Origin of the sequence: Herbiconiux liukaitaii (genome assembly GCF_041927495.1) — a bacterium.
Lineage (GTDB): Bacteria > Actinomycetota > Actinomycetes > Actinomycetales > Microbacteriaceae > Herbiconiux > Herbiconiux liukaitaii.
In genome coordinates this window covers 197,376-215,506 of record NZ_JBHFHG010000002.1, presented here as the reverse complement: position 1 = coordinate 215,506, position 18,131 = coordinate 197,376, and the positions used below count along the sequence as shown (strand labels likewise).

The window sequence follows — 18,131 nt, the reverse complement described above, 5'->3', positions numbered from 1 at the left end:
GGTCAGCCGCGGGAGGTGGGGTCTAGCGCGGGAGGTGGTCGATCGTGGTGGCGGCGGGGGTGGGATTGTCATACGATCGCGACTGCAGCGGCTTCGTTGCGGCGCTTCGAGTGGAGGACGATGACGTGCCTGCTTCCAGAGAACTCCAGGATTCCGTGGCCATCGTGACCGGTGCGGCCAGCGGCGTGGGGGCCGCGACCGTCGCACTGCTCCGCTCGAGGGGTGCGCGTGTCGTGGCCGTCGACGTCGACCCGGGCGTCGCGGCGCTGGAGGCGGACGACGTGGCCGCCGTGGTGGGCGACGTCTCGGAGCCCTCGACGGCGGAGGACGCCGCGGCCCGCGCACGGGAGCGGTTCGGGCGCATCGACATCCTCGTGAACAACGCCGCACGCTTCCTGCTCAAGCCGCTGGCCGACACGACGGTGGAGGACTGGGACGGGCTCATGTCCACCAACACCCGCAGCATGTTCCTGTTCTCCCGCGCGGTGCTGCCCTCGATGGTGGCGCAGGGGGGCGGTGCCGTGGTGAACGTGGCGTCGATCTCGGGCGTGGTGGGGCTCGCGGATCAGGCCGCGTACAGCGCCACTAAAGGCGCCATCGTGAGCTTCAGCAGGGCCCTCGCGATCGAGTACGCCCCCCACGCCGTGCGCGTCAACGCCATCGCGCCCGGCACCATCGACACCCCGTTCATCCGCCGACCGCTCGCCGCGCTCCCCGATCCGGAGGCCGTGCTCGCCGGGATCGCGGCGACACATCCGCTCAACCGCATCGCGCAGCCGGGCGAGATCGCCGACGCGATCGTGTTCCTCGCCTCCCCCGCCGCCGCCTTCATCACGGGAGTCACCCTGCCGGTCGACGGCGGCTACACCGCCGCGTGAGCCCCGCATCCGCACGACCCTGGCACCCGCGTCACCCGAGCACCCGGCTACAGTGAGCGGATGCTGACCGCCGGAGTCGACCTCGCCGCCGAGCCGAAGGGCACGGCCCTCGCGGTGATCGACTGGTCGGCGCCACGCGCGGTCGTGACCGAACTGCATCTGGGGGTGGCGGATCCGCTCGTCGTGGAGACAGCGCGGCGGGTGGACAAGCTCGGCATCGACTGCGCCCTCGGCTGGCCCGACGAGTTCGTGCGGTTCGTGAGCCAGCACTCCCGACTCGGCGACGAAGCCACGGGAGGGGCGGCGGATGGCGGAGTGGTGGACGGCGGCATGGACTGGCGGCGGACGCTGGCGTATCGGGAGACGGATCGGGAGGTGCGGAGGGTGACCGGGCGCTGGCCGCTCAGTGTGTCGACCGATCGGCTGGGCCTCACCGCCCTGCGCTGCGCCGGACTACTCGGGCGGCTCGAAGCCGCCGATATGCCCGTAGACCGCTCGGGCGCCGGCCTCGTGGCCGAGGTCTACCCCGGCGCCTCCCTGCGCCTCTGGGGCTTCGACACCACCGGCTACCGCGTGGACCCCACGAAACGGCGCACACTGCTCGTCGCCCTCCTCGAAGCGGCCCCGTGGCTCGACCTCGGAGCGTTCGACGACCTCATGGTCACCTCGTGCGACGCCTTCGACGCGGTGATCGCCGCTCTCTCGGCCCGCGCCTGCGCCCTCGAGCTCACGACAGCACCGCCGACGGCCGCTGGCCAGAGAGCCCGCCGCGAGGGCTGGGTTCACCTGCCGACGACCCCGCTCACCGCCTTGGCCCCGACAGCAGTCTGAAGCCGACCGGGAAGACCCCTCAGCGGCAGAGGACGAGGATGTCCATGCGGCCCGACTGCACGGTCTCGCCGCGCTGGTTGCGCAGCTCGATCCGCCGCTCCACCACACCCGTGGTGCCCGAGGAGGTGAGCCGAAGTCCGAGGATCTCGACCTGCGCGGTGAGCGTGTCGCCGATGAAGACCGGCTCGGTGAAGCGCCAGTCGTCGATGCCCAGCAGGGCCACGGCGCTGCCCTCGAAGACCCCCGTGCGCGCGATGAGCCCGAGGCTCAGCGAGGTGCCGAAGAGCCCGTGCACCACACGCTGCCCGTAGCGCGTGCCCGCGGCGAACTCCACGTCGGTGTGCACCTGGTTGTTGTCGTTCGTGAGGGCGGCGAACATCACCACATCCGTCTCGGTCACGGTCTTGCCCGGTGTGGTGAAGACCTGTCCGGTCTCGAAGTCCTCGAAGTAGTGCGGCACGCGCGTAAGGCTAGCCTCTGTCGAGGTTCTTGGTCGACGGGCGGAAGCCGGGAGTCGGGCCGGGGAACCCGAGCCGCTCGCGCAGCGTGAGCGAGCGGTCGGGCTTCTGCCAGGCGCCGCGCGCCTCGAGCTCGGGCAGCACGAGCTCGATGAACTCCTCATAGGCGCCGCTGTCGCCGAACGTGGGCTCGAGCAGGTAGCCGTCGAGATCCGCGATCTCGGCCGTCTCGATGAGCTCCTCGGCGACCTCCTGCGGCGATCCGGTGATCACGAAGCCGCGCTCCTGCACGCGGAACGCATCAAGCACGTCCTGCACGGTCTCGACCCCGGGCACCGAGCGGTAGCGGTCGAGCGGGGTGTGGCCCTGGTTCGTGTCGGCGATCTCCTCGATGCGCATCGTGCGGTCGAGCGCCCGCAGGTCGATCCCGGTGAAGCCCGCGAAGAGCACGGCCGCGTCCTCCATGGAGAACTGCTCCTCGAGCTCCCGCCGCTTGGCGAGCGCCTCGTCGCGAGTGGGGGCGACGGTGACCGTGACACCGCTGATGATGCGGAGGTCGTGCGGGTCGCGGCCCGCGGCGGCCACTCTGGCACGGATGTCGGTCGACGCCGTCTTCGCCTGCTCCGCGGTCTGCCCCTGGATGAACATCGCCTCGGCGTTGCGCGCGCCGAAGTCCCGCCCGCGCCCCGACATGCCGGCCTGGAACAGCACCGGGGTGCGCTGACGCCCTGGCGGCACCTTGAACAGGCCGTGACTGCTGAAGTGCTCCCCGCGGTAGGCGAGGGGGCGGATGCGCGTGGGGTCGATGAGCGTGTTCGACTCCCGGTCGAACACCACGGCGTCGTCGTCCCAGACGTCTTCGAGCAGGCTCCTGGTGAGGTCGACGAACTCGTCGGCCACGTCGTAGCGCTTGTCGTGGTCGAAGTGGGTGATGCCGAACAGCTGCTCGGTGACCTGCGCCGTGCTCCCGGTCACGACGTTCCACCCGATGTGGCCGTCGGTGAAGGCGTCGAGCGTGGCGAACCGCCTGGCGGTGGGCAACGGCTGCTCGAGCGAGGTCGACGAGGTGACCACCACGCCGAGGCTGGGCGCGGCCTGCGCGATGGCGCTCACGAGCATCATCGGGTCGTAGCCGGGGAACAGGATGCCGTGGGTGAGCACCTCCTCGGGCACCTCGCCGTCGATCTGCGGATACCCGTAGCTGTCGGCGAACAGGATGAAGTCGAACCCCGCGTCGTCGAGCGTCTTCGCAAGTCCCGTCCAGTACGCGGGGCTGCCGTAGCGGTCACCCCGACCCCGGGGGTGTCGCCAGGTCGGGACACCGTTCGACGGGGTCAGGATCTCGAAGACGCCAAGGGAGAGAGGTGTGCGCATGCCTCCAGCATGTCCGACGCCGGCGGCGATCCCGGGGTCGATCTAAAACGTTTTACACAGCCGTAACGCGCCGCGTCGACTCGCGAGGCATGAGCGTCACCGGGAAGACCGAGACCCTCGGGCTGCCGCCCTTCGTGATCATGTCGATGAGCATCGTGAACGCGCTCGACGCCATGCCAGCGGCATCCTGCCGCAGCGTGGTGAGCGACGGCGCGATGCGCGACGCCCAGCTGATGTCGTCGAAGCCGCACACGAGGAGGTCGTCCGGCACGACCCTGCCCAGGTCGTGCGCCTCGAAAGTCGCGCCGATCGCCTGGTTGTCGGTGCAGGCGAACAGGGCGTCGACCTGCGGGTGCTCGGCGAGCAGGCGGCGGACCCCCTCGCGCCCTCCCTCGAACGAGTACGGCGCGACGACGCGGTGGATGCGGCTCGGATCGACCCCCCGCGACTCGAGCCCGACGAGGAAACCGGCGCTCCGCTCCGTGGCCGTCGTGAGCTGCGCCGGCCCCTCGAGCAGGCCGAACGTGGTGCCACCGCTCTCGAGCAGGTGGGCAGCTGCCGCCTCGGCACCTCCACGGTTGTCGGAGTACACCCCGCCGAGACCCTCGAGCGCGAACGCCTCGTCGACCGCGACCATGGGCATGCCGAGGTCGAGCAGCGGCTTGACCGCGGTGCCGTCGGGGTAGGTGGAGAACAGCAGGATGCCGTCGACCGAGCCCATGAGCCTGGCGAGCGACGCGGCCTCGCGCTGGGCGTCGAAGCCCGTGTTGCAGAGCGTCAGCTGGAAGCCGAGCTCATCCGTGAGGCGCTCGATGACCCCCACCATGCCGGCCCAGAACGGATTCGTGACATCGGGGATGACGAGCCCGATGGCGCGATGCAGGCCTGGACTGGTCGACCCTGAGCTGTTCGACCCCGTGCTGTCCGATCCGGTGCGCAGCGAGCGGGCGATCTCGTTGGGCCGGTAGCCGAGCTCGGCGGCCGATCGCAGCACCTTCTCGATCGAGGCGGCGCTCACCGTGCGCGCACCCGTGAGGGCGTTGCTCGCGGTCGAGATGCTCACCGCCGCGTGCCGGGCGACGTCTTTCAAGGTCACCGCCGTGCGCTTGGGAGAGGCAGCGTGCATGGGGCCAATCCTGCCTCATCGGTGAGCGACCGGTGCTACCAGCGCACGACCAGTCGCTCGATGAGCCCGATGATGCCGAGCAGCAGCAGCGTGGTGACGGCCGAGAAGAAGATCGCCGCCCACATCTGCGGCAGGTTGAGGTACGTGGTCGCCATCACGATGACCGCGCCGATGCCTTTGCTCGAGCCCGTGAACTCGGAGACGATCGCACCGATCATGGCCGCCGCCATCGACAGTCGCGCCCCCGCGAAGAGGTACGGCAGGCTCGACGGCACCCTCAGCCGGAAGAACACCTCCACCCGGCTCGCCGACATCGCGTCGAAGACCTCGAGGGCCTGCGGATCGACCGAGCGCAGACCCGTGATGGCGTTGATGAGCGTGGGGAAGAACGCACTGAGCGCCGCCACGATGATGTGCGGGATCTGGTTGAAGCCGAACGCCACCACGAGCGCGGGCGAGATCGCCACGATGGGCGTGACGTTGAGCAGGAGCGCCACCGGCATGATGGCCGCCCGCAGGAAGCGGAAGTGCACGATCGCCGCCGCCAGCACGACGGCCACCACGACTCCGAAGGCGAAGCCGAGCAGCGCGGCCTCGAGGGTCACACCGAGGTTGGTGAGGTAGAAGTCGGGCCGCCCGGCGATGTCGACGACGATCTCCTGGATGGGCGGCAGCACGCTCTTGAAGGTCGACGCAGCCCACTGCCAGACGACGGCGAGCACCGCGAAGAGGGTGAGCGGGGCCACCACGGTGAGGAGCATCCCGCCCGTGCGGGACGACAGGCGGGGGCGCCGACGAGCCGGCGCGAGGGGATCGATTCCGACGCTCATTCGTCGCCCTTCCATGCACTCCAGAGGATGTGTTTGACCTGGGCGACCTTCGCCACGAACTCCGGCGTCTCGGTGAGCTCCCACGTGCGCGGACGCGGCAGATCCACATCGACGACCTCACGGATGCGCCCGGGCCGCGGGCTCATCACGACCACGCGGTCCGAGAGCAGCACCGCCTCCATGGCGGAGTGGGTGACGAACACGATCGTCTTCTTGTGGTGCTCCCAGAGCTCGAGCAGCCGCAGGCGCAGGGTGTCGCGCGTGAGCTCGTCGAGGGCGGAGAACGGCTCGTCCATGAGCATGAGCGGAGCACCCTGCGCGAATCCGCGCGCGATGGAGGCCCGCTGCCGCATGCCGCCGGAGAGCTGATCCGGGCGGGAGGAGCGGAAGTCGCCGAGCCCCACCTCGTCGAGGATCGACACCGCGGATTCCGGCCGCCTCGTGGTGGCGCCACTGCGGTCGGCCTTCTTGTTGACCACCGACGAGAGCGAGGCGTTCGCCTCGATGTCGAGCCACGGCAGGAGGGCGGACGACTGCGGGATCCACGCGATGTCCTTGCGCGCCGAGGCCTTCTTCGGGGTGGCGCCGAAGACCGAGATCTCGCCCGTGGTCTGCTCGTCGAGCCCTGCGATGAGGCGGAGGAGGGTCGACTTGCCGCAACCGGAGGGGCCGAAGAGGGTCACGAACTCGCCCTGGCGGATGGAGAGGTCGACCCCGACCAGTGCCTGGACGGTGCTCTTGCCCCTCGTGTAGGTGCGCCCTACCCCGCGGAGGTCGATGGTGGAGGTGTCTGTCATGCTGCGCTCTCGGTCGGAGTGACGGTGCTGGGGCTGATGGTGGAGCGGATGCCGGCGCCGGCTGTCGTCGTGCTGCTGGCCGCGTCCTCCGCGGAGAACGACGGGCCGAGCACCACGATCTTGCCGAAGAACTCGTTCGACTCGAGTCTGGCCTCCGCGGCGGGGAGCTGCTCGAACGGCCACACGCTGTCGATGGCGAGCGGGAACCCGCCCGGCGAGAACGCCGCGACGGCGGCGGCCATGTCGGCGCGGCTGTAGCTGCCGTGGCCGATGATGCTGCGGCCGGGCTGGTAGAGATCGGGCAGGTGGAGGGCTGCGTCGAGCCCGTCGGTGGTGCCCGAGAGCACGACCCGGCCGCCCGGCCTCGTGGCGCGGAGGGCCTGGCCGAGGAAGCGGCCGCCCACGTGGTCCCACACCAGATCGGCACCGCGCCCGCCGGTGAGCGCGAGCACCTCGTCGACCCACTCCCCCGCGGCGGAGCGGTCGAGGCGGTCGATCACGTGGTGCGCACCCGCGAGCTCCGCGCGCGCCTTCTTCTCCGCGCCGGAGACGAGGGTGATGACGGTCGCGCCCTGCGCGAGCGCGATCTGCACCCCGGCCGCCCCGAGGCCCGATCCCGCCCCCGGGATCACGACGGTCTCGCCCGCCCGGAGCCGACCGGCCGAGAGCAGTCCGCGCCAGGCCGTGGCACCGGCCACGGGCACGGCGGCGAGCTCGGTGAGCCGGTCGCGGTCGCTCTCCGACGCCTCCACGATCGTGCAGTTGCGGGCCGGGACCGCCACGAACTCGGCCATGCCGCCGTCGCGCGTGGATCCGATGGTCTGGAACCGGGCGCAGTAGGTGGGGGTCTCCGCCTCGCAGTACTCGCAGTGGCCGCAGCTCACGACGGGATCGACGAGCACCACACGATCGGTGAGCTCACCTGGCACGTCGGCGCCGCTCGACACGACCTGGCCCACCAGATCCATGCCCGCGATGTGCGGCACGGCCATGCCGGGCACGACCGGTTCGTGCCGCTGCAGCACGTCGAGCCGATTCAGCGCGAGTGCCAGCACCCGCACGATCACCTCGTCGGCCTCCGGCGCGGGCGCGGCGACCTCGAGCAGCCGCCGCACCTCCGATCCGCCGAAGCCCGTCTGCACCCAAGCTCTCACGGAGCCGGCCAGATGAGCTCGGTCCCGTCGTAGATCGCCTCGATGAAGCTCGGATCGATGGCCGCCTCGACGTCGGGCTCGGAGCCCACGAGCTCGAACTGCACGAGCATGTCGGCCTCAGGGGTCCACTGCTCGACGGTCTCGCCGCCGATGGGCAGACCCTCCGGCTGGCTGGACTCGACGAGCGAGACCTCCTCGGCCCACCTGGCCTTGCTCGACTCGAGGTCGTAGCCGGCGTCGGAGAGCGCCTCCGCGTAGCCGAGCGCCTCGTCGAGGTTCGCATCCGACTCGTTGATCCAGTTGTAGGTGTAGAGGCTCGCGCGCAGGAAGTCCTCCACCGCGGTGGGGTGCTCCTCCTTGAACGTGTTGTTGACGATCTGGGTGTTGAACGCCGACTCGATGCCGTACTCGGCCGGATCCCACTCGGTGATGTCGTAGTCCTGCGCCTTGAGTGCGAGCGGCTCGTTCGACTTGTAGCCGGTGAGAGCCTGCACCTGGTCGTTGGGCAGGATGGTGGGGTCGTAGCCCACCGAGACCCAGTTGATGGTGCTGGGGTCGACGCCCTCCTCGAGGAACATCGCCGAGATCTGGGGCGGGATGGCGCCCTTGAAGCCGGCGGTCAGACCTGCGAAGTCCTCGAACGAGGCGGGGCCGCCGTCGGTCATGGTCATGAGGGTGATGGCCACCGTGTTGCCGTAGGTGGCGATGCCGGAGATGTCGGCGCCGTTGTCGATGGCGACGAGCGCATCCGAGGGGCTGCCGAGACCGGCGAACTGGGCGGTGCCCGCGCTCACGAGCTGGGCGTTGTTCGAGCCAGGCTCGATCGTGACGTCGAGGCAGAGGTCGTCGAAGATCCCCATCTCCTTGGCGGCGACCACGTCGAGCAGGCCCACGGAGGCCGCGTAGGAGAACGAGGTGAGGAAGGTGATGGGGCCCGCCGCCTCGTTCTCGGCGCAGCGCTCGGCGCTGATGAGATCGGATCCGCCTGCCGGCGTGGTGCTCGTCTCGGCGGCCGTGCTGTTGCTCGAGCAGCCGGCGAGCAGCAGCAGGGAGGCCGCCGAGGCGGCCACGAGGGCGGTGGTGGTCTTCTTCGGGCGGGGCTGTGCAGGGAACATGCGGAACCTTCCAGGATGAGCCGGGGGTTCCCGGCTGACTGAGGTGGATCATGATGTGGAGCCGGCTTGCCCGTGATGGAGCGGCACGATGCAGCGCGTGTTCGGCATGCTAACAAGCTGATGAGTCACGATCTAAATCGTTTTATTTCCGGCGTGTAAAAGGTTCCGGATCCGCCGTCCCGGCCCGGCGGCCCCTGGCATCCTGGACCTCGAGACATCCGCGCGTGCAAGGAGACCAGGTGTGATCGAGACGTCTACGGGCCCCAGGGTCGTCATCACGGGCGGCGCCCGCGGCATCGGCGCCCGCATCGCCGAGCGGTTCCGGGAGGCGGGGGCCGCTGTCGCGATCCTCGACCGGCTGAGCGATCCGGGGCGGGCCAAGGCCGCCGAGATCGGCGCCTGGTTCAGCGAGGTCGACCTCTCCGACGTCGAGGATGCGCGGTCGGCGACCACGGCGGCCGTGGAGGCGCTCGGCGGCGTCGACGTGCTCGTGAACTGCGCAGGCGTGCTCGAGTTCTCCTCCCTGCTCGAGACGTCGCCGGAGGCCTGGGACCGGGCCTTCGCCGTCAACACCCGATCGATGCTGCTCACCACCCAGGTCGCGGCGCGCTCGATGATCGAGGGGGGAACGGGCGGATCGATCGTGAACCTCGCGTCGATGGCCGGCAAGTCGGGCGGTGCGGGCGAGGGGGCCTACGCGGCGTCGAAGGCGGCCGTGATCGCGCTGACCCGCGTGACGGCGCTCGAGCTGGGCGTGCACGGCATCAGGGCGAATGCGCTCTGCCCCGGCTACATCCTCACCGAGATGGGCGCCGCGACCCGCACCGAGGAGAAGGTGGCGCTGTGGTCGAGCTACTCGCCGCTCGGGCGACTGGGCTCCCCCGACGACGTCGCGGGGCTCGCGCTGTTCCTCGCCTCGGCCGACGGCGCCTACCTCACCGGGCAGGCGTTCAACGTCACCGGTGGCATGATCATGCACTGACGTCATCGTGCACTGAGGTCATCGTGCACTGACGTGATCTGGCACTGAGAGAATCAGAGCATGCAGGAGACGGGCAGCGAGCGCTTCGGCCCGGGAACCCCCGAGGCCGCCGCGGCGGCGGCTCTCGGCGCACACCTGGGCACCGAGCTGCGCCCGAGACGGCTCACCCTCCCCGACGGCACCTCGGTGGAGCTCGAGGGCCTGGACCCGCAGGGCCGTTGGATCGTGCAGTTCGTGCTCAACGGCGGGGCCATGCGCTCGGCGCTCCGCAACAAGGTGGCCGCCGACCTCTTCAAGCTCGTCTGGGTGCGCCACGCCCTCCTGCCCGAGGCGCGACCCGTGCTGTGCGTCAGTCCCACCGTCGCCACGATCCTCGCCGGTCGGGGCTGGCTGGCCGCCGCGGCGAAGGATCTGGGGGTCACGGTGTTCGTGGCGCACCCGGGAGGCGCCGTGGAGGAGCTCGGCGCGCTCCTCGACCGCGCGTCATCCGCGGGGCCCACCACCTCCCTATAATCGAAGCCAGGTTGGACTCCGCGACTCAACCCCCGGTTCGCGTCGCACGCTCTCCGCCTCGCATGCCCGCGCGCGCCGGCATGCTCGACGAGAGGGAGCGATCATGATGACAGGACCCCGGGAGTACGGCGTCTTCCTGCCCAACGCGGCGGGCGGATGGCTCGTCTCCAGCACGGCACCGTATCCGCCGGCCAGATACGACCACAACAAGCGGATCGCGCTGCTCGCCGAGGAGATCGGCCTCGACTTCGTGATGGCGATGTCGAAGTGGCGCGGCTTCGGTGGCGAGACCGACCACTGGGGCGAGACCATCGAGTCGATGACCATGATGGCCGGCATCGCCGAGGCCACCGAGCGCGTGAAGATCTGGGCCACGGTGCACGCCAACATGCAGCACCCCGCCTTCGCGGCCAAGGTCTTCACCACGCTGCAGCAGATCAGCGGGGGCCGGGCCGGCATGAACATCGTGAACGGCTCGTACGCCGACGAGTTCGAGCAGATGGGGCTCTGGAACCCCGACATGACCAAGGCCGAGCGCTACCGCATGACCACGGAGTGGGCCGAGCTCGTGAGCCGCCTGTGGTCGGAGGACTCGGTGACCCACGCGGGCGAGTTCTTCACGCTCGACGACTGCCAGTCCCGCCCGCACCCCGAGCCGCGGCCGCTGGTCATCAACGCCGGCACCTCCCCCGCCGGGCGCGCGTTCCAGGCCGCGCACACCGACGGCGCCTTCCTCGGCGCCGACACCCTCGAGGACATGCGCGACTCCTCGCGCGACGTGCACGATCGCGCCGAGGCGCTCGGCCGCCAGGTGCGCACCTACTCGATGCTCACGGTCGTGCTCGACGAGACGGATGCGCTCGCCACGAAGCGGGCTCAGGAGTACGGGCGCGGCATCGATCGGGTGGCGCTCGCGAACATGCGGCGATCCTGGGGCATGCCCGAGGAGCGCGCCCTCGCCTGGGCGGAGGGCGCCGACGGCGAGCAGGCGTTCCAGACCGTGTACGTGGCCGGGGGGCCCGAGCGCGTGGTCGAGCACATCCGCACCGTGGTGGAGACGGCCGAGCTCGATGGGCTCATGCTCATCTTCCCGGACTACCTCGCCGACCTGCCGGCGTTCGGTGAGGCCGTGCTGCCGCAGCTCCGCCTCCTCGACGAGCAGGTGCAGCGGTGAGCGACCTCGCCGCCGACCGCGCTGCGGGGCTGCTCGCCGCCGGCCGGCCCGCGCTCGTGGTGGTCGACGTGCAGCGCGACTTCGCCGACCCCGAGCTGCTCGCCGGCTGGGGTGTCGACGAGTCGGGCCTCGCCGCCGTCGCCTCCGCCGTGGCCCGCTGCGGCGAGCTCGTCGCCGCGGCACGGGCCTCCGGTGTTCCGGTGGTCTGGGTCGAACTGGCCTACGACCCCTCGCGGCCGTGGCGTGCGAGCGCGTGGCTCCGCTCCGGATCGTTCGACACCGAGACCTCCGACTTCCCGTGCGTGGCCGGCAGCCCGGGCGCCGCCTGGTGGCGGCTCGAGCCTCTGCCCGACGAGACCCGGGTGCGCAAGCGCTTCTACAGCGGCTTCGCGGGCACCGACCTGGCCGAGCAGCTCGAGCGGCTGGGGGTGGGCTGGATCACCGTGGCCGGTCTCACGACCGAGTGCTGCATCCTCGCCACGGTGACGGATGCGGCCCAGCACGACCTGCCCGTGGTGCTGGCCGAGGACGCCACCGCCGCGTACTCGCCCGAGCTGCACCGCGCATCCGTCGAGAGCATGGCCCTCAACTCGGCCGACGTGCGCTCGGTGCACGACGTGGCCACGCTGTGGCAGGGGGCCGCGGCATGAGCGGCATGCACACCGCCTTCGACCTGTCGTTCGCCCACACCGAGGGCCGCTGGGCCCGACAGGGATCGTGGGTGGGCGCCACCTACCCCGACGTGCGCATCTACCAGGAGATCGCGCGCACCGCCGAGCGCGCGGGTGTGGACCTGCTGTTCTTCGGCGACGGCAGCGGCATCCCCGACACCTGGCGCGGATCGATGGACGCCGCCGTGGAGTGGGGCATCCAGTGGCCGCGCCACGACATGAGCCCCGTGGTCACCTCGATGGCCGCGGTCACCGAGCACATCGGCTTCGGGCTCACGTACTCCTCGACCTTCCTGCACCCCTTCACCGTCGCGCGGCTGCTCAACTCGATCGACCACGTCACGAACGGCCGCCTGGCCTTCAACGTCGTGGCGTCGGCCCGGGGGGGCGGATGCGGCGAACTACGGCTTCGCGGAGCGCATGGACCACGACGAACGCTACGACCGCATGAGCGAGTTCATGGCCGTGTGCCGGGCGCTCTGGCGATCGGTGCCCGCCGAGGCCATCCTCGCCGACCGTGAGACAGGGCGCTTCGCGGATCCGTCGCTCGTGCATCCGATCGATCACGTGGGCACGCACTTCCGGGTGAAGGGGCCGCTCGCCTCGATGCCGAGCCCGCAAGGCAGCCCCGTGCTCATCCAGGCGGGCAACTCGCCCAAGGGGATCGCGACGTCGGCCGAGTTCGTGGAGCTCGTCTTCGGCTTCGGCGGGTCGGTGGCCGGGCAGCTGCGGCACCGCGAGGCCCTCGACACCGCCCTGCGGGCCGCCGGGCGCGATGCCGACGCCGTGGGCATCCTCTGGGCCACCCAGGTGATCGTGGCCCGCTCGGCGAGGGAAGCCGCGGAACGTCGCGACGAGGTCGCGGGGTTCTGGAACGACGAGGCCGTGGGGGCGTACCTCTCGCACAACGTGGGCTTCGACTTCGCCTCGCTGCCCGAGCGGTTCACCCTCGACGAGCTCGTGGAGGAGGTGCGCCGCGTGCAGGGTGCTCAAGGCGCCTTCATCGGTGCCCTCGTGCAGCAGCTCGGAGGGGCGACAGCGCTCACCCGCTCAGAGCTGTTCGAGCACGGCTGGCGCCACGCCACGGGCCTCGACCACACACTGTGCGGCACGGCCGAGCAGGTGGCCGACGAGCTCGAGGAGAACTTCGCCGCGGTGGGCGGGCGAGGCGGTTACATGTTCGCCAGCCCGCTCGCCGCGCCCTCGGGCTTCGGCGACGTCTCGGAGCTGCTCGTTCCCGAGCTGCGCCGGCGCGGAGCCCTCGCACCCAGGTACCCAGGCAGCACCCTCCGCGAGAACCTCGCGGTCTGACCTCCAGGACGTACCCCTCAGGATCAGGCGGTGACGGGCTGGATCAGACGGTGACGACCGCGATCAGACGGTGACGACCTCGGGCGAACCGATCTCGCCGGCGGGCATCTCGGCGGCGAGGCGGTTGGCCTCCTCGATGAGGGTCGAGACGATCTCCGACTCGGGCACGGTCTTGATGACCTCGCCCTTCACGAAGATCTGACCCTTGCCGTTGCCGGAGGCCACGCCGAGGTCGGCCTCGCGGGCCTCGCCCGGGCCGTTCACGACGCAGCCCATGACGGCCACGCGCAGCGGCACGGTCATGCCCTCGAGCCCGTCGGTCACGTCGTTCGCGAGCTTGTAGACATCCACCTGGGCGCGCCCGCACGACGGGCACGAGACGATCTCGAGCTTGCGCTCGCGGAGGTTGAGCGACTGCAGGATCTGCAGACCCACCTTGACCTCCTCAGCGGGAGGCGCCGAGAGCGAGACGCGGATGGTGTCTCCGATGCCCTCGGAGAGCAGGATGCCGAAGGCCGTCGCGCTCTTGATGGTGCCCTGGAAGGACGGGCCGGCCTCGGTGACACCGAGGTGCAGGGGCCAGTCGCCGCGCTCGGCGAGCAGCCGGTAGGCCTTGACCATGATGATGGGGTCGTTGTGCTTGACCGAGATCTTGAAGTCGTGGAAGCCGTGCTCCTCGAAGAGCGAGGCCTCCCACACGGCGCTCTCGACGAGCGCCTCGGGGGTGGCCCTGCCGTACTTCTGCATGATCGAGGGCTCGAGCGATCCGGCGTTGACACCGATGCGGATGGAGACCCCGGCGGCGGCCGCCGCGGCGGCGATCTTGCCCACCTGGTCGTCGAACTTGCGGATGTTGCCCGGGTTCACACGCACAGCGGCGCACCCGGCGTCGATGGCCGCGAACACGTAGTTGGGCTGGAAGTGGATGTCGGCGATCACGGGGATCTGCGACTTCTTGGCGATGATGGGCAGCGCCTCGGCGTCGTCGCGCGAGGGCACGGCCACACGCACGATGTCGCAACCGGAGGCCGTGAGCTCGGCGATCTGCTGCAGGGTGGCGTTGATGTTGGGGGTGGGCGTGGTGGTCATCGACTGCACGCTCACGGGGGCGTCGCCGCCCACGAGCACCTTGCCCACCTTGATCTGCCGTGACTTGCGGCGAGGGGCGAGGGTTTCGGGCGGGGGCTTGGGCATCCCGAGGTTGACTGCTGGCACGTCATCAGTCTAGAACCGGTGGCTGGACGCGCGGTCAGCGCCCGGTGAATTCCTGGCCTACCGGCCGGGGATCAGCCAGCGATCACCCGAAGATGTTGACGGGCTTCACGATGTCGGCGTAGACGAGCAGCGCCGTCATACCGCCGAACAGGATGACGACCGCGAAGGTGAGCGGCATGAGCTTGGCCGCGTCGACCGGCCCCGGATCCTTGCGCTTGAAGAGCTTCGCGAAGAACCGGCGGATGCCCTCCCAGGCGGCCGCGACCACGTGCCCGCCATCGAGCGGCGTGAGCGGCACGAGGTTGATCACGAGCAGCGCCACGTTGAGCGATCCGAGCAGCCCGAGCAGGCTCGCGGCCTTGGCCTCGACCGAGATGGAGTCGAGGGCGGCGATCTCACCCGCCACCCGGCCCACACCCACCACGCTGATGGGGCCGTTGGGGTCGCGCTCCCCCGGCCCGAAGGCCGCCTGCGCCACGTCGTAGAGACGCTGCGGGAGGTTGAGCACGATGCCCATGGTGTGCACGATGTTGTCGCCCACGAAGGCGGGCACGGCGGTGATGGGCTGCGGCGTGAGCTGCTCGAGCGAGCCCATGCCCACGAAGCCCACCTCCTGGGTGAGCTCGGCGCCCGAGGCGTCGGTGACGACCTGGCCGGCGTCGTCGACCACGTAGCGCTCGGTGAGCAGCGGCGTGAGCGTGAGGTCGAGCTGCTCGCCGTCGCGCTCCACCACGACCGGCAGCTGGTCGCCGGCGGAGTCGCGGATGATCTCGGTCGACTGGTCCCAGCTCGTGATGGCGGTGCCGTCGATGCTCACGAGCTCGTCGCCCGGCTGGAGGCCCGCGGCGGCGCCCGGCGACTCCTGGTCGCCCGTCTCGCAGGTCTGCCGCTCGCTCGTGGCCGGCAGCACGCACGCGCTCACGCTGCCCACGGTCGTGGAGGGCTGCAGCGTGCCGAAGCCCACGAGCACGATCGAGAAGAAGACCACGGCGAGCACGAGGTTCATGAACGGACCGCCGAGCATCACGATCATGCGCTGCCACACGGGCTTGCGGTAGAACGCGCGATCCTCGTCGACGCCGATCGAGAGCTGCGACTGCGCCCTCGCATCCGTGACCATCTGCTGGAAGAAGCCCGTGCTGTTGGAGGCGGCCCGCTCGTTCGCGCCACGAGGCGGAAACATGCCGATCATCGAGATGTAGCCGCCGAGCGGGATGGCCTTGAGGCCGTACTCCGTCTCGCCGCGCCGCCTCGAGAACACGGTGGGCCCGAAGCCGATCATGTACTGGGTGACCTTGATGCCGAAGAGCTTGGCGGGCACGAGGTGCCCGACCTCATGGAGGCCGATGGAGACCGCGACCCCCACGGCGACGATGAGCACGCCGAGCACGAATTGAAGGACCGTTTCCACACGAGGACACTACCCGCAGGGCCCCCGGGCGCGCTGATGGTTGGCTGTGCGGGAGTGAAGAGTGTTCTGGGCGCGCCGAGGCGGTCAGATCGCGGCGAGCAGCCGATCCGCCGCCGCGCGAGCCCAGAGCTCGGTCTCGGCGAGCGACTCGCGGATGACCGGCAGGGAGTCGCTCTCGTGCAGGTCGACGACGCGGCGCACGGTGTCGACGATGTCGAGGAACCCGATCCGCCCCTCGTGGAACGCCGCGACGGCCTGCTCGTTGGCCGCGTTGAAGACGGCCGGGTAACCGCCGCCGGCCCTGCCCACCTGCTTGGCGAGGGCCACGGCGGGGAACGCGACCTCGTCGAGCGGCTCGAAGCTCCAGGTGTGCGAGGCGGTCCAGTCGATCGGCACCCCGACACCCGCCACGCGGGAGGGCCAGTCGAGGCCGAGGGCGATGGGCAGCCGCATGTCGGGCGGCGAGGCCTGCGCCAGCGTGGAGCCGTCGCAGAACTCGACCATCGAGTGCACCACCGACTGCGGATGCACGGTGACCTCGATGTCGGAGTACGGCACATCGAAGAGCAGGTGCGCCTCGATGACCTCGAGGCCCTTGTTGACGAGGGTCGCGGAGTTCGTGGTGACCACGAGCCCCATGTCCCACGTGGGATGCGCGAGCGCCTCCCGCGGCGTGACGGCCGTCATCGACTCCCGGCTGCGGCCTCGGAAGGGGCCGCCCGAGGCGGTGAGCACGAGCCGGGACACCTCGCCCGCCGTGCCCGAGCGGAGGGCCTGGGCGATGGCGGAGTGCTCGGAGTCGACCGGCACGATCTGGCCGGGAGCCGCGGCCCGCTTCACGAGGTCGCCGCCCACGATGAGGCTCTCCTTGTTGGCGAGCGCGAGGGTGCGGCCGGCCTCGAGCGCGGCGAGGGTGGGGCCGAGCCCCACCGAGCCGGTGATGCCGTTGAGCACCACGTCGGCCTCGACATCGCGCACGAGCTGCTCGGCCTCGACCGCTCCGAGGCCTGTGTCGTCGACCCCGAACTCGGCGGCCTGGGCGTCGAGCGCCTCGCGGTTGCGGCCGGCCACGAGCCCCACCACGTCGAAGCGGTCGGGGTTCCGGCGGATGACGTCGAGCGCCTGAACGCCGATGGAGCCGGTGGAACCGAGGATGATGACGCGTCTCACCGCTTCATCATGCCACTGTTCTCACCGGCTCCATCGGGGCTGGCTGGCGTTCCGGCCTGTCGACCGGAACCGCCTCTGCTATCCGGCCGAGGCGGTCGCGAGGATGTCGATCACGAACACGAGAGTGTCGGTGCCCGCGATGCCGGCGGCCTCGTTGCCCTCGGTGCCGTAGCCGAGCTCCGGCGGGATGACCACGAGCACCTGCGAGCCGACGGTCTGGCCCACCATGGCGGCCGAGAAGCCCTGAACGACTCCGGTGGTCTGGAAGGTGCGCGGGCCACCGTTGCCCCAGCTCTGGTCGAACACCGCTCCGGTGCCGTAGATCGAGCCCTGGTACTGCACGGTCACGCTGTCGCCCTCGCCGACCACGGCGCCGTCGCCCTTCTTGAGCACCTCGAGCTGCAGCTCGGTGGGTGCTGCGCCCTCGGGCATGGTCACGGTGGGGGCGCCGTCGTCATCGAGCTCCACGGTGGGGAAGCCCTCCTGCGCCGGCTGGTCCTCGCCGTCGGCGCGGAGCGGCACGATGCCCTCGACGTCGGCGACCATCACCATGGTGTCGGAGGCCCCGATGCCGAGCGACTCGTTGCCGGTGTCGCCGAACGCGTCGGCGGGCGGGATGACGGCCACCACGCGCGAGCCCACGGGAGCGCAGGCCACGGCGTTGACGATGCCGGGGATGTACTGGGTGGCGTCGACGGTGAGCTGCAGCTGCGTGCCGCCCTCGTCGAGGGTGGAGAACACCTCGTCGCCCGTGTTGCCGTTGTAGATGGTGAAGTCGATGGTGGCGACGTCGCCGAAGGCCACCTCGGCGCCGTCACCCTCGGTCACGATGGTGCGCTCGGTGCTGTCGACCGTGAGCGGGCCCTGGAATGCCGTGGTGGGCTTGGCCCCCAGGTCTCCCGTGACGGTGACCGCGTCGGAGGCGGTGCCGGACTCGGCGCACTCGTTGGTGGGGGTCGCACCGGCGTCGGGAGACGACGTGGCGGAGCTCTCGTCTGGGGTCGCGGTGCAGCCCGCGAGCAGGAGGGTCGCGGCGAGTGCTGCGGCGGCGACGGCCGGAATTGAACGCATGAGTCCTCTTCGTAAGGGGGTGGGGATCGCGGCCAGTCTGGCTCAGTCGC

The 18,131-nt window shown here is 70.5% G+C and carries 19 protein-coding genes; 8 read left to right on the top strand and 11 right to left on the bottom strand.

Going from position 1 to position 18,131, the window contains the following annotated elements; all coding sequences use genetic code 11:
- Nucleotides 1–125 precede the first annotated feature (125 nt).
- Together ACEXQC_RS01500 and ACEXQC_RS01495 are read left to right on the top strand one after the other, a co-directional pair.
- A complete protein-coding gene (locus tag ACEXQC_RS01500) occupies nucleotides 126–878 on the top strand; it encodes an SDR family NAD(P)-dependent oxidoreductase (RefSeq protein WP_374817632.1) in 753 nt (250 codons plus the stop codon).
- A gap of 60 nt (nucleotides 879–938) precedes the next feature.
- On the top strand, nucleotides 939–1,709 hold the full coding sequence (locus ACEXQC_RS01495; protein WP_374817630.1) for a DUF429 domain-containing protein: 771 nt from the start codon (nucleotides 939–941) through the stop codon (nucleotides 1,707–1,709).
- A gap of 19 nt (nucleotides 1,710–1,728) precedes the next feature.
- Here ACEXQC_RS01495 and ACEXQC_RS01490 read toward each other — a convergent pair whose 3' ends face one another.
- Genes ACEXQC_RS01490 through ACEXQC_RS01460 form a run of 7 tightly spaced genes read right to left on the bottom strand, consistent with a single transcriptional unit; the run spans nucleotide 1,729 to nucleotide 8,563 of the window.
- Complete coding sequence (locus ACEXQC_RS01490) at nucleotides 1,729–2,169, bottom strand: MaoC/PaaZ C-terminal domain-containing protein (RefSeq protein ID WP_374817628.1); 441 nt, start codon at nucleotides 2,167–2,169, stop codon at nucleotides 1,729–1,731.
- Between the two features lie 10 nt (nucleotides 2,170–2,179).
- Entirely contained in the window at nucleotides 2,180–3,541 is a 1,362-nt protein-coding gene (locus ACEXQC_RS01485) for an NtaA/DmoA family FMN-dependent monooxygenase (RefSeq protein WP_374817626.1), read from the bottom strand.
- 52 nt (nucleotides 3,542–3,593) lie between these two features.
- Nucleotides 3,594–4,667, bottom strand: coding sequence for a LacI family DNA-binding transcriptional regulator (locus tag ACEXQC_RS01480; protein ID WP_374817624.1), 1,074 nt, complete (start codon nucleotides 4,665–4,667; stop codon nucleotides 3,594–3,596).
- 35 nt (nucleotides 4,668–4,702) lie between these two features.
- Nucleotides 4,703–5,497 carry an ABC transporter permease gene (locus ACEXQC_RS01475; protein WP_374817622.1) on the bottom strand — a complete coding sequence of 265 codons (795 nt, stop codon included), beginning with the start codon at nucleotides 5,495–5,497 and terminating at the stop codon, nucleotides 4,703–4,705.
- On the bottom strand, nucleotides 5,494–6,294 hold the full coding sequence (locus ACEXQC_RS01470; RefSeq protein WP_374817621.1) for an ABC transporter ATP-binding protein: 801 nt from the start codon (nucleotides 6,292–6,294) through the stop codon (nucleotides 5,494–5,496). The genes ACEXQC_RS01475 and ACEXQC_RS01470 overlap by 4 nt, the downstream gene beginning before the upstream one ends.
- Entirely contained in the window at nucleotides 6,291–7,448 is a 1,158-nt protein-coding gene (locus ACEXQC_RS01465) for a zinc-binding dehydrogenase (RefSeq protein WP_374817619.1), read from the bottom strand. Before ACEXQC_RS01465 ends, ACEXQC_RS01470 begins: the two co-directional genes overlap by 4 nt.
- Nucleotides 7,445–8,563, bottom strand: a complete 1,119-nt coding sequence (locus tag ACEXQC_RS01460; protein WP_374817617.1) for an ABC transporter substrate-binding protein — start codon at nucleotides 8,561–8,563, stop codon at nucleotides 7,445–7,447. Before ACEXQC_RS01460 ends, ACEXQC_RS01465 begins: the two co-directional genes overlap by 4 nt.
- A gap of 241 nt (nucleotides 8,564–8,804) precedes the next feature.
- Here ACEXQC_RS01460 and ACEXQC_RS01455 point away from each other — a divergent pair, with 241 nt between their 5' ends.
- From ACEXQC_RS01455 to ACEXQC_RS01430, 6 genes are all read left to right on the top strand, one after another.
- The gene (locus ACEXQC_RS01455; RefSeq protein WP_374817615.1) at nucleotides 8,805–9,545 is read left to right on the top strand and encodes an SDR family NAD(P)-dependent oxidoreductase; all 741 of its coding nucleotides are present in this window, start codon (nucleotides 8,805–8,807) and stop codon (nucleotides 9,543–9,545) included.
- A 60-nt stretch (nucleotides 9,546–9,605) separates the two neighbouring features.
- Nucleotides 9,606–10,058 (top strand): hypothetical protein, encoded by a 453-nt coding sequence (locus ACEXQC_RS01450; RefSeq protein ID WP_374817613.1) that lies wholly within the window; start codon nucleotides 9,606–9,608, stop codon nucleotides 10,056–10,058.
- 103 nt (nucleotides 10,059–10,161) lie between these two features.
- Nucleotides 10,162–11,232 carry an LLM class flavin-dependent oxidoreductase gene (locus ACEXQC_RS01445; protein WP_374817611.1) on the top strand — a complete coding sequence of 357 codons (1,071 nt, stop codon included), beginning with the start codon at nucleotides 10,162–10,164 and terminating at the stop codon, nucleotides 11,230–11,232.
- Nucleotides 11,229–11,882 carry a cysteine hydrolase family protein gene (locus tag ACEXQC_RS01440; protein ID WP_374817609.1) on the top strand — a complete coding sequence of 218 codons (654 nt, stop codon included), beginning with the start codon at nucleotides 11,229–11,231 and terminating at the stop codon, nucleotides 11,880–11,882. Before ACEXQC_RS01445 ends, ACEXQC_RS01440 begins: the two co-directional genes overlap by 4 nt.
- Nucleotides 11,879–12,424 carry an LLM class flavin-dependent oxidoreductase gene (locus ACEXQC_RS01435; protein ID WP_374817607.1) on the top strand — a complete coding sequence of 182 codons (546 nt, stop codon included), beginning with the start codon at nucleotides 11,879–11,881 and terminating at the stop codon, nucleotides 12,422–12,424. The genes ACEXQC_RS01440 and ACEXQC_RS01435 overlap by 4 nt, the downstream gene beginning before the upstream one ends.
- Nucleotides 12,324–13,214, top strand: a complete 891-nt coding sequence (locus ACEXQC_RS01430) for an LLM class flavin-dependent oxidoreductase (RefSeq protein ID WP_374817604.1) — start codon at nucleotides 12,324–12,326, stop codon at nucleotides 13,212–13,214. Before ACEXQC_RS01435 ends, ACEXQC_RS01430 begins: the two co-directional genes overlap by 101 nt.
- Before the next feature lie 63 nt (nucleotides 13,215–13,277).
- On the opposite strand, the gene ispG is transcribed toward ACEXQC_RS01430, so the two are convergent.
- From ispG to ACEXQC_RS01410, 4 genes are all read right to left on the bottom strand, one after another.
- Nucleotides 13,278–14,429: a flavodoxin-dependent (E)-4-hydroxy-3-methylbut-2-enyl-diphosphate synthase gene (gene ispG, locus ACEXQC_RS01425; protein ID WP_374817602.1), complete on the bottom strand. Its 1,152-nt coding sequence runs from the start codon at nucleotides 14,427–14,429 to the stop codon at nucleotides 13,278–13,280.
- An 82-nt stretch (nucleotides 14,430–14,511) separates the two neighbouring features.
- Nucleotides 14,512–15,840 carry a M50 family metallopeptidase gene (locus ACEXQC_RS01420; protein WP_374817600.1) on the bottom strand — a complete coding sequence of 443 codons (1,329 nt, stop codon included), beginning with the start codon at nucleotides 15,838–15,840 and terminating at the stop codon, nucleotides 14,512–14,514.
- Nucleotides 15,841–15,924: 84 nt separating this feature from the next.
- Nucleotides 15,925–17,010: a 1-deoxy-D-xylulose-5-phosphate reductoisomerase gene (locus tag ACEXQC_RS01415; RefSeq protein ID WP_374817598.1), complete on the bottom strand. Its 1,086-nt coding sequence runs from the start codon at nucleotides 17,008–17,010 to the stop codon at nucleotides 15,925–15,927.
- Between the two features lie 78 nt (nucleotides 17,011–17,088).
- Nucleotides 17,089–18,081, bottom strand: coding sequence for an FKBP-type peptidyl-prolyl cis-trans isomerase (locus ACEXQC_RS01410; RefSeq protein ID WP_374817596.1), 993 nt, complete (start codon nucleotides 18,079–18,081; stop codon nucleotides 17,089–17,091).
- Nucleotides 18,082–18,131: the final 50 nt, after the last annotated feature.

What these genes read in the sequence shown, in the direction of transcription:
- ACEXQC_RS01450 (WP_374817613.1), top strand. Translation starts at nt 9,606, where the DNA reads ATGCAGGAGACGGGCAGCGAGCGCTTCGGCCCGGGAACCCCCGAGGCC.
- ACEXQC_RS01495 (WP_374817630.1), top strand. Translation starts at nt 939, where the DNA reads ATGCTGACCGCCGGAGTCGACCTCGCCGCCGAGCCGAAGGGCACGGCC.
- ACEXQC_RS01480 (WP_374817624.1), bottom strand. Translation starts at nt 4,667, where the DNA reads ATGCACGCTGCCTCTCCCAAGCGCACGGCGGTGACCTTGAAAGACGTC.
- ACEXQC_RS01430 (WP_374817604.1), top strand. Translation starts at nt 12,324, where the DNA reads ATGGACCACGACGAACGCTACGACCGCATGAGCGAGTTCATGGCCGTG.
- ACEXQC_RS01460 (WP_374817617.1), bottom strand. Translation starts at nt 8,563, where the DNA reads ATGTTCCCTGCACAGCCCCGCCCGAAGAAGACCACCACCGCCCTCGTG.
- ACEXQC_RS01435 (WP_374817607.1), top strand. Translation starts at nt 11,879, where the DNA reads ATGAGCGGCATGCACACCGCCTTCGACCTGTCGTTCGCCCACACCGAG.
- ACEXQC_RS01470 (WP_374817621.1), bottom strand. Translation starts at nt 6,294, where the DNA reads ATGACAGACACCTCCACCATCGACCTCCGCGGGGTAGGGCGCACCTAC.
- ACEXQC_RS01410 (WP_374817596.1), bottom strand. Translation starts at nt 18,081, where the DNA reads ATGCGTTCAATTCCGGCCGTCGCCGCCGCAGCACTCGCCGCGACCCTC.
- ACEXQC_RS01475 (WP_374817622.1), bottom strand. Translation starts at nt 5,497, where the DNA reads ATGAGCGTCGGAATCGATCCCCTCGCGCCGGCTCGTCGGCGCCCCCGC.
- ACEXQC_RS01485 (WP_374817626.1), bottom strand. Translation starts at nt 3,541, where the DNA reads ATGCGCACACCTCTCTCCCTTGGCGTCTTCGAGATCCTGACCCCGTCG.
- ACEXQC_RS01445 (WP_374817611.1), top strand. Translation starts at nt 10,162, where the DNA reads ATGATGACAGGACCCCGGGAGTACGGCGTCTTCCTGCCCAACGCGGCG.